11 protein-coding genes are annotated in these 14,138 nt (G+C 55.4%); 8 read left to right on the top strand and 3 right to left on the bottom strand.

Annotated features, from left to right (window positions below):
• Nucleotides 1-66: 66 nt before the first annotated feature.
• Nucleotides 67-1,389 carry an MFS transporter gene (locus tag EE896_RS09730; protein ID WP_003853566.1) on the bottom strand — a complete coding sequence of 441 codons (1,323 nt, stop codon included), beginning with the start codon at nucleotides 1,387-1,389 and terminating at the stop codon, nucleotides 67-69.
• A gap of 190 nt (nucleotides 1,390-1,579) precedes the next feature.
• Nucleotides 1,580-2,596, bottom strand: coding sequence for a GT-D fold domain-containing glycosyltransferase (locus EE896_RS09725; protein WP_140915589.1), 1,017 nt, complete (start codon nucleotides 2,594-2,596; stop codon nucleotides 1,580-1,582).
• A gap of 669 nt (nucleotides 2,597-3,265) precedes the next feature.
• On the opposite strand from EE896_RS09725, the gene EE896_RS09720 reads away from it, so the two are divergent.
• The 7 genes from EE896_RS09720 to EE896_RS09690 all read left to right on the top strand — a co-directional run bounded on the left by EE896_RS09720 (nucleotide 3,266) and on the right by EE896_RS09690 (nucleotide 12,243).
• The gene (locus tag EE896_RS09720; RefSeq protein WP_140915590.1) at nucleotides 3,266-5,623 is read left to right on the top strand and encodes a membrane-bound PQQ-dependent dehydrogenase, glucose/quinate/shikimate family; all 2,358 of its coding nucleotides are present in this window, start codon (nucleotides 3,266-3,268) and stop codon (nucleotides 5,621-5,623) included.
• 301 nt (nucleotides 5,624-5,924) lie between these two features.
• Nucleotides 5,925-6,905, top strand: coding sequence for a TIM barrel protein (locus EE896_RS09715; RefSeq protein ID WP_008925178.1), 981 nt, complete (start codon nucleotides 5,925-5,927; stop codon nucleotides 6,903-6,905).
• Between the two features lie 55 nt (nucleotides 6,906-6,960).
• Complete coding sequence (locus tag EE896_RS09710) at nucleotides 6,961-8,001, top strand: sugar ABC transporter substrate-binding protein (protein ID WP_003853575.1); 1,041 nt, start codon at nucleotides 6,961-6,963, stop codon at nucleotides 7,999-8,001.
• Between the two features lie 15 nt (nucleotides 8,002-8,016).
• Nucleotides 8,017-9,519 (top strand): sugar ABC transporter ATP-binding protein, encoded by a 1,503-nt coding sequence (locus tag EE896_RS09705; protein ID WP_140915591.1) that lies wholly within the window; start codon nucleotides 8,017-8,019, stop codon nucleotides 9,517-9,519.
• Between the two features lie 32 nt (nucleotides 9,520-9,551).
• Entirely contained in the window at nucleotides 9,552-10,523 is a 972-nt protein-coding gene (locus EE896_RS09700; RefSeq protein WP_140915592.1) for an ABC transporter permease, read from the top strand.
• Nucleotides 10,523-11,380 (top strand): MurR/RpiR family transcriptional regulator, encoded by an 858-nt coding sequence (locus tag EE896_RS09695; protein WP_039660244.1) that lies wholly within the window; start codon nucleotides 10,523-10,525, stop codon nucleotides 11,378-11,380. The genes EE896_RS09700 and EE896_RS09695 overlap by 1 nt, the downstream gene beginning before the upstream one ends.
• A 2-nt stretch (nucleotides 11,381-11,382) precedes the next feature.
• Nucleotides 11,383-12,243 carry a PfkB family carbohydrate kinase gene (locus EE896_RS09690; protein ID WP_008925182.1) on the top strand — a complete coding sequence of 287 codons (861 nt, stop codon included), beginning with the start codon at nucleotides 11,383-11,385 and terminating at the stop codon, nucleotides 12,241-12,243.
• Between the two features lie 40 nt (nucleotides 12,244-12,283).
• Here the strand turns inward: EE896_RS09690 and EE896_RS09685 are convergent, their stop codons facing one another.
• Nucleotides 12,284-13,315, bottom strand: coding sequence for an NADP-dependent oxidoreductase (locus tag EE896_RS09685; protein WP_003853584.1), 1,032 nt, complete (start codon nucleotides 13,313-13,315; stop codon nucleotides 12,284-12,286).
• A gap of 319 nt (nucleotides 13,316-13,634) precedes the next feature.
• On the opposite strand from EE896_RS09685, the gene EE896_RS09680 reads away from it, so the two are divergent.
• Nucleotides 13,635-14,033 carry a VOC family protein gene (locus EE896_RS09680; RefSeq protein ID WP_003853586.1) on the top strand — a complete coding sequence of 133 codons (399 nt, stop codon included), beginning with the start codon at nucleotides 13,635-13,637 and terminating at the stop codon, nucleotides 14,031-14,033.
• Nucleotides 14,034-14,138 lie beyond the last annotated feature (105 nt).

Below are 14,138 nucleotides of genomic sequence, written 5' to 3'. Positions count from 1 at the left end.
GGCATTCAGGGAGAGTCAGCGCGGGTGAGTGATCACCCGCGTGTCAGGGAATCTGCGCGTTTTAAATCAGGCTGCTGAAACATCCGCCGTGCCGGTCTGCGCCTCAGCCACCAGCGGCTTCTCAGGCTGTAGCAGCGTCATCGCCAGCATGCTGCCGAAGGCGATGACTGCGGTGACGGTAAACATGGCGTTATAGCCGTAATATTCCGCCAGCCAGCCACAAAGCATCGGGGAGATAATTGCCGCCAGATTGGCTATCGCCAGTGTCATACCGCTGTAGGTACCCACCGACGCCTTCGGGGTGACATCAATCACCACCGACCAGTAGACATTATTCACCAGTGCATTCAGCGCATTGCCCAGGGTCATCAGTGCAATAATTCCGGCTGCCGACTGGACATAGGGAATGGCCATAAAGCAGCAGGCGGTGCCGCACAGCGTGACTGCGGCAAAGAGATTGCGCGCCAGACGCAAATTACGAAAGCGGGCCAGCAGGGCATCAGCAATGCGACCGCCCAGCAGCACTGTAATACAGGCACCGCTCCACGGAATCATCGCCACGTACCAGAGCGAGTGCAGGTCATAATGAAAATTATCCTGCAGATACTTCGGCATCCAGGTCACCAGGGTAAAGGTGATGTAAAGGAAGGAGAAGTAGCCGAGTGCGTTGCAGACCAGCGTGCGGCTGGTAAAGAAGCGCCACCAGGGCAGTGGAACGCCATCGCCGGCGCTGCGGCGCTGACCGCTCAGGATCAGCGTGCGTTCTGCTGCGCTGGTGTGGGGACTTTTATCCGGGCTGTCGCTGAACGTGCGGGCAAACAGCAGCATTGCCAGCAGAGAGAACACCCCAAGCAGGATAAACATCATGCGCCAGTCATGGGTCAGAAGCAGCAGGCCTACCGCAATCGGCGCGGTCAGCAGTGCGCCAACCTGCGTCGAGAGCAGGCCGATGCCCAGCGCAAAGCCGCGCTCGTTATCGGGTGCCCAGTGGGCGATCGCCTTGTTCATCAGTGCATAGGCCGGGCCTTCGGAAAAACCAAACAGGATGCGCAGGGCAGCAAAGCCCATAATGGCCGAGCCGCCAAACAGCGCCATGCCCAACTCTCCAGCCCAGGCGGTCGCGATTTCCAGCAGTGACCAGAGCACACCTGCCAGCAGCCAGACCTTTTTCGTGCCGATACGATCGGCAAGGAAGCCGCCACATAGCGAACCAAACAGATACCCAAAGCCAAAATATCCCAGCACTGCGCCAAGCTGGACTTTGCTGAAGTGGTACTCGGTCGCAATGGCGTTGGCTGCAAATGACAGGGCGCCACGATCGATGTAATTGATCAGGGCGATCAGGAACAGCAGTGAAAATATGGTGTAACGGTAACGACGGGTATTCATCTTACTTCTCCTGATTAAGTGTCTCAGGAGGACTCAAGCAAGATTGATGCCGGAAAGAAAATTTGCCCGGCTAACACTGGCAGGTAGCGTGCCCGGGCAGTTTACTCTGCCCGAAACGGTATTCGCTGATCTGGCTAATTATTTGCCTGCGCATCAATGCGGTGCAGTTGCTGCCTGACAATGGTGAGTCTTACGCGGCGTTATGATGGCTCGGGCTGACGTGGGGCAGTGGGATAACCACGGCTTCTGCTTCGGCTTCGGCTTCTGTGTCCGGCATTTTGTTCAGTGATTCGCCGACGTGTTGCAAAATCTGCCGCTGGTAAGTTGCATCGGCCACGGTAGTCTGTTCACTCAGCAGCACGCCCGCTTCATTGACGTTTTTGCCTTCTACTTTTATTTTTTTGGTGGCACTGGCCAGCATCCACTCATATTCAATGTCAACGTGACCGCTATCGATACAGCGGATACCGCGCTGACTTAAATCATACGCCAGTACCGTTGCCGTCGGCCCTAAAGAAATCAAGACCAGATCAAAGTTGACGGCATTCTCTAATACGGTATCAAAAAGACGGTCATAAACGGAAAAGGCATTACGGTTCAGCGTGGTAATACGTTTAACGTCGCTTGCGCCATCCAGTAAATCATTGCCTAAACCGAGACGTGTGCCACTGCCCTCAACAATTAATACCCGACGGCCCTGATAAAGCTGTTTGAATTTATCAAATATCGTCCGGGAAAGTTTTTTTTCTTTATAATCGTGATAAGGGCGGGTGACAGACGTATTTCCATACCGGACCTGTTGATTCAGCAGAGTCTCATAATGTTTAAAGTAAAATGATTTATGGAAGAACCAAAACAGGGCCGATCCATTTTTCATATTACGGGTAGTGCGAAAGGCATCCGGCAGACAAATCAGGCAGTTCGGATTAGCCGCAGCGTCCTGTTGCAGCAAGGCTTTGAGCCGCCCTGACAGTTTTGGATCAAAGGGCTGAAAACCGATATTTTTATACCAGGTCATTTCAAGTTCGCCGTCGCCGTAACGGGCCAGAGATAATTGTGGATTACGTAATAACAGATCAATTGTTTCTTCTATCGACATTACGGAATAACGCTTTACTCGTGCCTGTGCAGCAGGGTAGCGAATAGCTGCATTTAAAAACTTAAACGGAAAACGAAACTTGCGATAAATAGCGTTGAGTGCGGACATAGTCAACCTGCCTGGGTTATTGCTGCCAGAGAAAATCCTGCCTGCTGGCTGGATAAAGAGAAGTGAGAAGAATGAAATATATCACAATTAGATTCCGCGTTATGCTACGGAATGTCTGAATTACTCTTCAGTCCCGGAACGACTTCTTTTATTAATCTATATATTTTTGAGGTTAAAGTGACAGAAATCATGACAGCGTAAAGTCAACTGCCAGATTTAATAATGTGAAAATCATTGACACCGCATGAGTGCTAATACTCTTTCTGTTTAAAAAAGGAACACAGTAACATTCCCGCTTTAAGCAATAAGAGTTATTGCAGGGCGGTGCAAACAAACCATTATGATTATTTGACGTTAAAAATTGTCCATCAATTACACTTAAGCCAGCTTTATAGAAGCGATGCTTGTCTGATATTTGTTCGCCTTTGAACAAAAGGTGCGATAGTTAGCTGCCTATGGTTAACATTTTGTGATGTATATCTCGTTATTCTCCCTTCAGAAAGTAAAAAAAGCGGTCTGAATACCTCTGAAGGTAACATTTACAATAAATATTGCTAATGATTTACGCCTGTACACGTTTTTACATATTTCACACGTAAGTTAAAATCTCGTTGAATTTATGTTTCCAGCTTAACTTACCTATCGTCGCTAATGACCCGAGGAAGGATCATGATCAATAAATTAACCAGTATAATCATGGTGATATTTGCTATCGCCCTGATTTACATGGGAGGACAACTCCTGCTGGCAGGAGGCAGCGCGTTCTATGCGCTGATGGGTGCAGGCGTTTTGCTCAGCGCTATTCTGCTATTAATGAACAAGCGCAGTGCGCTGACCCTCTATGCGCTGCTGATGTGGGTCACACTCATCTGGACTATCTGGGAAGTGGACTTTGACAAATGGCAGTGGATCCCGCGCGGTGACCTCTTTGGTGTGCTGGGCGTCTGGCTGGCTCTGCCGTGGGTGGTTCGTCCGCTTTATCAGGGACAGCGTCGCTTCCATCCGTTCCTCGGCGGCTCAGTGGTGCTGATGGTACTGCTGGTGGCTGGCCTCTGCTTCTACGATCCGTTGCCGCAGCAGGGCACTATCAATACGCCGCGTAACGCCTCTGCGACCGGCGGTGCCGCTGACGAGTGGAGCGCCTATGGCGGAACCGCGGATGGCCAGCGCTTCTCGGCGCTGAAGCAGATCACCAAAGATAACGTCAACGATCTGGAAGTGGCCTGGACCTATCACACCGGCGATCTGCGTCAGGGTGATGATGCGACCGAATACACCTTTGAAGCGACGCCGCTGAAAGCCAACGGCATGCTTTACTTCTGTACGCCGCACAACGAAGTCCATGCGCTTGACCCGGAAACGGGTGCGGTGAAGTGGAAAACCGCGCCGGATAAAAACCGCTCTTATCTGCAGCAGCATCAGACCTGTCGCGGCGTGAGCTATTTCGATGCCGGTCAGCAGGTGCAACAGCAGACGGGCGCAGCACCGGCCATCTGCCGCAAGCGTATCTTTAACGCGACCACCGATGCCCGCCTGCTGGCGCTGGATGCCGACACCGGCAAGCCGTGCGCTGACTTTGGTGACAACGGTGTGGTGAACCTGCGCGCCAACATGGGCGAGGTGCGTCCGCATGCGCTGATGCAGACCTCAGCACCGCTGGTGGCAGGCAATCTGGTGATTGTCGGCGGCTCAGTGATGGATAACGGCTTCAACAGCGGCAACCCATCGGGTGTGATCCGTGCCTATGACGCCGTCAGCGGTCGTCTGGTGTGGAACTTCGATCCGGCTAACCCGGATAACACCGCGCCCGTCGCTGCAGGAGCCACTTATCCGCAGGATACCCCGATCGCCTGGGCTACCCTTAGCGCGGACCTGAAAAACGGCCTGGTCTATGTGCCGTTTGGTAATGCCTCGCCGGATGAAGTAGGGATTGAACGCGATCCAGCCAGCAACACCGAGAAATTCCGTGATGCGCTGGTGGCGCTTGATCTGAAAACCGGTGCGTTCAAATGGCGCTATCAGAGTTCGAACCACGACCTGTGGGATCGTGATAACCCATCACAGCCCTCGCTGGTAGATATTAACTATCAGGGCAAGCCGCAGCCTGCGGTGATCCTGCCGACCAAAACCGGCAACCTGTTTGTGCTGAATCGCCTGACTGGCGAACCGGTTTACCCGGTAGAGCAGGTTAAGGTCTCTACCGATGGCATTAAGGGCGAGCAGTATGCGGCGACCCAGCCGGTCTCCAGCCTGAACTTCATCCCGCAACCACTGACTGAGAAGTCGATGTGGGGCATCACGCCGTTTGATCAGATGGCCTGCCGCACCACCTTCCGTGAGTTGCGCTATGACGGTAACCCGTGGACGCCGCCAACCGAGAAAGGCTCGCTGATCTTCCCGGGCAATATCGGGGTGTTTAACTGGGGTTCCGTGGCTGTTGACCCACAGCGTCAGATGCTGATTGCGGCACCGGTACGCCTGGCTTACAAATACAACCTGATTAAGCGCACGCCGGAAACCGAAACGCAGCGTACCTTCACCAAAGATGGCACGCCGTACTGGAATGAGAACTTCCACGGTGACTACGCGATTCACATCCAGCAGATGGCGTCGGGACTGGGTATTCCCTGCATCGCGCCACCGTGGGGACGGATGGTGGGTGTGGATCTGACCACCGGCAAAACCGAATGGCTGCGCCGCGTCGGCACCACCAAAAACCTCAAGACCAGCTTCCTGCCTGGCCGCTTCCCGATCGGTTTCCCGATGGGGATGGTGGCGCACGGCGGACCGCTGCTGACGGCGGGTGATCTGGTGTTCCACGGCGCAACGGCAGATAACTTCTTCCGTGCTTACGACAGCACCACTGGCGAACTGCTGTGGCAGACTGAACTCAGCGCCGGAGCGCAGGCCACGCCATCCACCTTTATGGGTAAAGATGGCAAGCAGTACGTGGTGATTGCCGCAGGCGGCCACGGCTCGCTCGGCACCACGCAGGGCGACAGTGTTGTCGCTTTCCGTCTGAAGTAAGTCATCTCGTCCCGCTGAGCGCCGCCCTGGCGCTCAGCTTTTTTCATTTATTTCTCTGCCAGATTCCATGCCCGGCTTCTCACGACAACCCGTTGTCTTTCAATTAAATTCTCCCTCCACTGCCTGTTATTCATCTGATAACACACCGAAACTATTTCGTGACAGTGCTCCCGGTTTAGAGATTTCCCCATCCTGACAGACTTGCGCATTAAGCCGCGAGGCGTAGATTAATATATAACTTCACAATTAATCGTGAATATGAAAAGTACTTCACAATACGCACTCTGAAGGATTGAGCCTCATGTCGGAACTGAAATTTGCTACCCGTCTCAACTCGTTCGCCTCGGGCGCACACCTCTACTGGCCTGACCTGCAGGGCAAGCCGTCGGTTCTCCAGATGGTTGCCCGTGCGGGAAAGGTAAATGGCTTAACACATCTCGATCTTAACTTTCCGCAGCATCTCACCACTGACATCGCCACTCTGCGCCAGGCGATTGAGGATGCGGGCCTGGCGGTAAATGGCATGCAGATGCGCTGGGATGCACCTCAGTTCAAAATCGGTGCATTTACGCATCCGGATGCGAAAGTGCGTCGTGAAGCGATCGAGCTGACCAAGCGCGGTATCGATGCGGGTCGGGAGTTTGGTTCCCGACTGATGACCCTGTGGATGGGGCAGGATGGATTTGATTACTGCTTCCAGGCCGACTACAAAAAGATCTGGGAGGATGCGGTCAGCGCTGTACGTGAAGTGGCAGAGTACGCGCCGGATGTCGACGTCAGCATCGAATATAAACCGAATGAGCCTCGCGCCTACAGCATCTTCCCCAACGCGACCACCTGTCTGCTGGCAGTGGAAGAGGCCGGCTGCGCCAATCTGGGTATCACGCTGGATTTCGCGCACGTCCTGTTTGCCAATGAGATCCCGGCTTACGCTGCTGCGATGGTGGCACGCCGCTCACGGCTGCTGGGACTGGACCTGAATGACGGCTGGGGCAAACGTGACGACGGACTGATGGTTGCCTCCGTGAATCCGCGCGCCACGCTGGAGTTTCTCTGGCAGATGCAGCGTGACGGCTACAGTGGCGCTTACTACTTCGATACCTTCCCGGATGCCAGCGGTCTGGACCCGATTCGTGAAGCAGAGAGCAACATCGCCACCGTTAAGCGCCTGCTCAGACTCTGTGACCAGTTGCACGGTAACGCGGCATTACTGGCGGCTATTTCGCGTCAGGATGCGGTGGCTTCCCAGCAGATAGTCAACGACATCATGCTGGCTCGCTGACAGTCGATTAATCCTAAGAACATCACACCTCTACCCACATGCTGAGACTATAAAAATGAAAAAACGCCTGCTTGCCTTTATCGCTTCTTCACTGCTCTGCAGCACAGTTTATGCGGCAGATCTGGCACCGCTGCAATCCGACACTGAACCGGATCGCACCGACTGGACCCAGCTTGATACTAAATATGGCGCGCTGCCGAAAGTCGACAAGTCGCTGAAAATTGGCGGGGTATCAAAAACCCTCACTAATGAGTACTGGCGCCTGCTCGGCCAGGGCTACCAGGACGCGGCGAAAAAGTATGGCATTACCGTCGAGTACCAGGCGGCAGCCAATGAGGACGATCAGCTTGGTCAGCTGTCGATTGCAGAGACCCTGATCTCCCAGGGCTTTAACGGCCTGCTGGTTTCGCCGCAGACCGACATCAACCTGCAGCCTGCGCTGGAGAGTGCGAACAGCAAGAATATCCCGGTGGTGAACGTCAACGATGCGGTGATGCCGAATGCGCGTTACTACGTCGGCAACGTGCAGAAAGATAACGGTGTGCGGGTCGCGAAGTGGTTTATTCAGCATCATCCGCAGGGCGGGAAAGTCGCGGTGATTGAAGGGCAGCCGGGCGTGTATGCCGCCGGACAGCGTACCCGTGGCTTCAAAGAGACACTGGACGCAAATGGCAAGTTCACCATTGTTGCCAGCGTGCCGGCGAACTGGAGTCGCGAGCAGGCCTTTAATGCGGCGTCAACCATCCTTCAGCAGCATCCTGACCTGATCGGCTTCTATGCGAACAACGACACCATGGCGCTGGGCGTGGTGGAAGCGGTGAGGGCGCAGAACAAAGCGTCACAGGTGGCGATTTTTGGCACTGACGGCATTTCGGATGCGTACGCCTCAATCAAGCGCGGCGAGCTGACCGGCACGGTGGACAGCTTCCCGGTGCTGACCGGTGAAGTGGCGATGGACGTCATGATCCGGCTGATCAATGGACAGAAACTGTCGCGCGTTATCTCCACGCCACAGGCGTTGATCACTAAAGAGAACGTCGACGCGTTCTCGACCAAAGACAACAACCGGTTGCGTGAGCTGCTGGCTCAGCAATAGTCGGCGGAGGCGGGTATGGAACAGTTTCGCTTAATGATGCGCGGCATCAACAAAAGTTACGGTAACGCCGCCGCACTGCAGGAGGTCGATTTTTCAGTGCGACCCGGCGAGGTGCATGCGCTGATTGGGGAAAACGGCGCGGGTAAATCGACACTGCTGAATATCCTCTCAGGCGTGCGCGGCGCTGACAGCGGAGAGATCAGCGTTAATGGCAACAGAGTGCAGATTCGCAGCCCGCTCAGTGCACGTCAGGCCGGTATCGCCATGATTCACCAGGAGTTGCAGCATGTTCCTGAGCTTTCCGTGGCGCAGAACATGTTCCTGGGTCGCCCGCTGACCCGTGCCGGTGGCTGGTGGGTGGATAAAAAAGCGCAGCTGGCGCGGGCGACGCTGATTCTGAAGACGCTGGATCCCACTATCGATCCCGATACGCCGATCAGAAATCTCAAGGTGTCGCAGCAGCAGATTGTTGAGATCGCCCGTGCGCTGCTGGATGACGCAAAAATCATCGCCATGGATGAGCCGACTTCCAGTCTGACGCCCCGCGAGTTCGACCGGCTGGCGGAGCTGATAGGCGATCTGAAGTCGACCGGCGTCTCGCTGATCTATGTGTCGCACAAGATGAATGAGATTTTCCGGGTCTGCGACCGCGCCACCATTATGCGTGACGGAAAGCAGGTGGGTGTGGTCAACATCAGTGATGAGGATGAAGAGAGCATTGTCGCCAAAATGGTCGGACGGAAGATCGAAAAACTCGACCATCAGGCGTTTGTCAGCGAACGCGAGGTGCTGCGGGTAGAGGATCTGACGCGGGGCAATGACGTGGTAGCCGCCAGTTTCAGCGTGCGAGCTGGTGAAGTGCTGGGCATTGCCGGGCTGGTGGGTGCGGGGCGGACCGAACTGCTCAAGCTGATTGCCGGCATCGACAGGCGTACCGGTGGCACGGTGAGCGTCAACGGCACCGCAGTGCAGAACCACAACGTGCGTGCGGCGATCAAAGCAGGTATTGGCCTGGTGCCGGAGGATCGCAAGAAAGAGGGCATCATTAAAGAGCGGGCGGTGAAGATGAACATGGCGCTGCCGTCGATGCACCGCTTCACGCTGGCGGGGCTGATGAACCATGCCCGGCTCGACCGTGAGGCGCTGAGGGTGATGGGCGACCTCAAACTGCGTCCGCTCGACATTGAGAAAACCATCGGCACGCTGAGCGGCGGCAATCAGCAAAAAGTGATTATTGGCCGCTGGGTGGCGGCGGATGCCAACGTGTTTCTGTTTGATGAGCCGACGCGTGGCATCGACATTGGCGCTAAGTCTGAGATCTATCACCTGATTGAGAAACTGGCGCAGGCGGGCAAAGCCATTGTCGTGGTGTCGTCAGAGATGACCGAGATTATGCGCATCTCTGACCGGGTGCTGGTGATGCGCGAGGGGCGTATCACCAAAGAGCTCACTGGCAGCGCGATCACCGAAGAGAACATTGCCCGCTATGCCATTAAAGATATCGACCAGACCGCCTGACCGCTTACCTGACACTATTTAAGGTTAATATTATGACGACTCAGACCTCCACCGCGCCAGGTACCCGACCCGCGCTGCGGCTTAAATTTAACGTGCGTGATGCCGGTACTTTAATTGGCCTGTTGATTATCGTGGTGACATTTTCGTTTCTGTCGCCGGTCTTTTTCACGCTGCCAAATCTGCTGAATATATTGCAGCAGTCTTCGATCAACGCCCTGATTGCTCTGGGCATGACGCTGGTGATTATATCCGGCGGGATTGACCTTTCGGTTGGCCCCACCGCGGCGCTCTCAGCGGTGCTGGGTGCCACGCTGATGACCTTGGGTGTGCCGGTGCCGCTGGCGATTCTCGCGACGCTGGGCGTCGGCGCGATGTGCGGGCTGTTCAGCGGTTCGCTGATTGCCTATGCCGGGCTGCAGCCGTTTATCGTTACGCTGGGCGGCCTGTCGCTGTTCCGGGCTATCGCGCTGATTTATACCGGCGGCAATCCGATCTTTGGCATTCCGCTGGCGTTCCGCAGCCTGATCAATAGCACGGTGCTGGGTATTCCGACGCCGATTGTGATTGTGGCGGTGATTGCGCTGCTGCTCTGGACGGTGATGAATAAGACCCCGCTGGGGGAATATATTCTGGCGATCGGTGGTAATGAAGAGGCGGCGCGGGTCGCGGGTGTGCCGGTGAAGCGCACCAAGGTGACGGTTTACATCTTCTCCGGTCTGCTGGCGTCACTCGCTTCGCTGATTCTGATTGGTCGTCTGGGCGCTGCCGAGCCGACTATCGGCAACCTGTGGGAGCTGGACGCTATCGCGGCGGCGGCCATTGGCGGTGCATCACTGATGGGCGGCAAGGGCAGTATTTTCGGCACGCTGATTGGCGTGGTGATCCTCGGGGTGTTACGTAATGGCCTGACCTTACTGAACATTCAGGCCTTTTACCAATTGCTCGCTACCGGCCTTATTATTATCATAGCGATGTTGATTGACCGGGCGACCCGAGGCAAGTAATGAAGCAAGATCCGCGAGCCATTGGCGCTCAGATTCGTATGCGTTTGCCCCAACTGACGCCGTTAGAACGCCGTGTGGCGGAGGCGATAATGGCCCGAACCGACATGACTGAGCAGTCGTCTTTAAAGGAGATTGCGCAGGAGAATAATGTCTCTGAAGCGATGATCGTTAAGATTACAAAAAAACTTAACTTCACCGGCTTCAGGCATTTCAGAAGTGGTCTGATCTATTACAACCAGTCTGAAGTGGCGGGACTGCATGCGGAAATTGAGCCGGATGATTCGTCGGAGCAGTTGCTGGCCAAAGTCTTCAGAACCTCTATCCAGGCCATCGAAGAAACATTATCGATTCTGGATGTCTCTGAATTCAATCGTGCGGCGGATATCATCTTTAAAGCGCGTCATATCGATCTCTATGCTGTCGGCGGCTCTGCCGCCGTGGCGCGGGACCTGTCGCACAAGATGCTGAAGATTGGCATCAAGTCGACCGCCTATGACGACGCCCACATCATGCTGATGTCAGCCGCCGTGTTATCTGATGACGATGTGGTTATCGCCATCAGCCATTCGGGTGCGACACGTGCAGTGAACGATCCGGTTAAACTGGCGGGAAAGAATGGCGCGAAAGTGATCGCCATTACTAACTACGCCGAATCCCCGATCGCGCAGAGTGCGCATGTGGTCCTCAATTCAACCTCTCAGGGATCGCATCTGTTGGGTGAAAACGCCGCGTCACGCATCGCCCAGCTCAATATTCTGGATGCGCTGTTTGTCGCTATCGCCAAGAAAGATCTGAAGCGGGCGGAGAAGAACCTGATGAAAACCCAGCATGCGGTTCAGGATCTGCGGGAATTCTAGCTATGAGCAAAATTGCAGTCACCGGCAGTCTTCATTACGACATTATGCTGGACGCACACCATCGCCCGGAGAAAGGCGAAACGGTGATGGGCAGCGCCTGTCACTATAAGTTCGGCGGCAAGGGCGGGAATCAGGCGGTCGCGGCGGCCCGTGCGGGCGCAGCAGTGCGTTTTGCCGGTTCGGTGGGGCGCGATCAGCAGGGGAAATTCCTGCTGGATCATCTGCAGCAGGCCGGTGTCGATTGTACGCAGGTGAGTGTGACCGATGCGCTTCCCTCCGGCATGAGCGTGGCGATTACCGATGCTGAAGGGGATTACGGCGCGGTAGTGGTTTCTAATGCCAATCAGCAAATCCCGCTTGAGACCTTTGCACAGCCAGGCTTCTGGCAGGATGTTTCGCTGCTGGTGCTGCAAAACGAAGTCCCGGAGGCGGTAAATCTCTGCGCGGCACAGGCGGCACGGCAGCGGGGGATTACGGTCTGTGTGAATGCTGCACCTGCCCGGACATTGTCGGCGGCGTTTGAGGGCTGTATCGATCTGCTGGTGGTGAACGCCATCGAAGCGCGCGATATGTGCGGGATTAACGTGCAGGATCTGACTTCAGCGCGTGCGGCGGCGGCATCGCTGGCGGGACGCTTTGCCCGCGTGGTGGTGACCGCGGGTGAACACGGAGTGGCTTACAGCGAGGCAGGAGAGACGCACACGCTGGCGGCGCAAAAGGTGACGCTGGTCAGTACACACGGTGCCGGGGATTGCTTTGTCGGGGTGTTGTGTCAGCGCCTGAGTCTTGGCGCAACGCTGGGAGAGGCAGTCAGTGACGCTAATCGTGCGGCTGCCGAACACGTTTCCCGGCAGCCGCATTGATAAATGCGTGCCACGTCAGTGACGTGGCACGCTAACGCGATTACTCGCTGACCTTCACCACGGTTTTACCGAAGTTTTTGCCATTCAGCATGTCGATAAACGCCTGTGGTGCATTCTCTAATCCCTCAATCATATGCTCGCGATAGTGGATTTTTTTGCTCTCCACCAGCGGGCTCATTGCTTTGAGGAACTCAGGATAACGGTCACCGTAATCCTGGAAGATGATAAAGCCCTGCATACGGATACGACGCTTAAGGATACCTGCCATGATCAGCGAGGTTCTGTCCGGACCGTCCGGCAGCTCACGCTGGCTGTACGCGGAGACCAGACCACAGACCGGCACGCGTGCCGCGGTGTTCAGCAGCGGGAATACGGCATCAAACACTTTGCCACCGACGTTTTCGAAGTAAATATCGATGCCATCCGGGCAGGCGTTTTTCAGTTGCTCTTCAAAGTCTGCGCTGTGGTGATCGAGGCAGGCATCAAAACCCAGCGTATCGACCGCATAACGGCATTTTTCTTCGCCACCGGCGACACCGACTACGCGGCACCCTTTCTGTTTGCCCAACTGACCGACCGTTGCGCCCACTGGACCGGTTGCGGCGGCAACCACCAGGGTTTCGCCCGCTTTCGGCTGACCGATATCCATCAGACCCATATAGGCGGTAAAGCCAGGCATACCGAGAATGCCCAGCGCCCATGAAGGATGTGGCATATCGTTGTCCAGCTTCGCAATCTCTTTGCCATCGGAAACGGCATATTCCTGCCAGCCGCTCTGCGCCAGCACCCAGTCACCGGTTTTAAAGTTGCTGTTTTTCGATTCTGCAACCTGACAGACGGTGCCGCCCACCATTGGCTCATCCAGCTCTGCGGGCGCAGCGTAGGATTTACCCTCATCCATCCGGCCACGCATGTAGGGGTCAAGCGAGAGGTAGATGGTTTTCAGCAGCACTTCACCCTCTTTGATTTCCGGAACGGGCTGAGCCACATGGCGGAAATTCTCTTTGGTCGGCTCACCGTGAGGGCGTGATGCCAGTAACCAGGCGTGGTTCTGGGTAGCGTGTTCAGTCATATTGTCTTCCTTTTATAGCCAGGCAATGCACAGGACATTGCCGTATGAATACCGGGAAAGTGTAGATGACCGCAGCGGGAATGCGTTTAGCGCTGTGAGCGGTAAGGTGATTTTCCGGATAACCGGAACAGGGTGCCGACCGCAGCGGCACGCCGACTGCAGAGCGATTTCAGGGTCAGGACTGCGCGGAAGGGTATTCACATCTTTTTGCAAAAAACGGTGGTTTGATGGAAGTGCCGGGGAAGTGGTTACGCATCCAGCGTCACGGGAAGCTCAGAGGATTGTGATAAATATCAGTGAACTCAACAAGGAGAGAAGCATGACTATCCCGCATCTGCGTATTGCCCGTCCAGTGACTGACCTGACGCAAAGCTGCCAAATCTATTGCCTTGGGCTGGGGTTGCAAAAAATCGGTGAGTTTACTGACCATCAGGGGTTCAGTGGTGTGATGCTGGGCGCTGACGGGCTGGCCTGGCATCTCGAATTCACGCTCTGTCACACGCATCCCGTCCGGCCATCGCCAACGGATGACGATCTGCTGGTGCTCTACATCCCACAACAGCCTGACTGGCTGGCTCGCTGTAACAGCATGGATGAGGCAGGCTTCCGGCGGGTGCCATCATTTAATCCCTACTGGGATCAACGGGGCGTGACATTTATGGATGGGGATGGTTATCGTGTCGTTATCCAGCAGGCCGCATGGTCGCCCGCACGCTAACTTTATGAAGAACCGGAGCTCACCCTGAACATTCTTTGCTTCCATACCGCCGCCAGTAATATCGCGATTTTTGATGATGCCGCCCGCGCACTGGCTCTTGATATT

The organism is Pantoea eucalypti (assembly GCF_009646115.1).
Lineage (GTDB): Bacteria > Pseudomonadota > Gammaproteobacteria > Enterobacterales > Enterobacteriaceae > Pantoea > Pantoea eucalypti.
The sequence above is the reverse complement of the archived record's forward strand: the minus strand, read 5'-3'. Positions and strand labels throughout refer to the sequence as shown.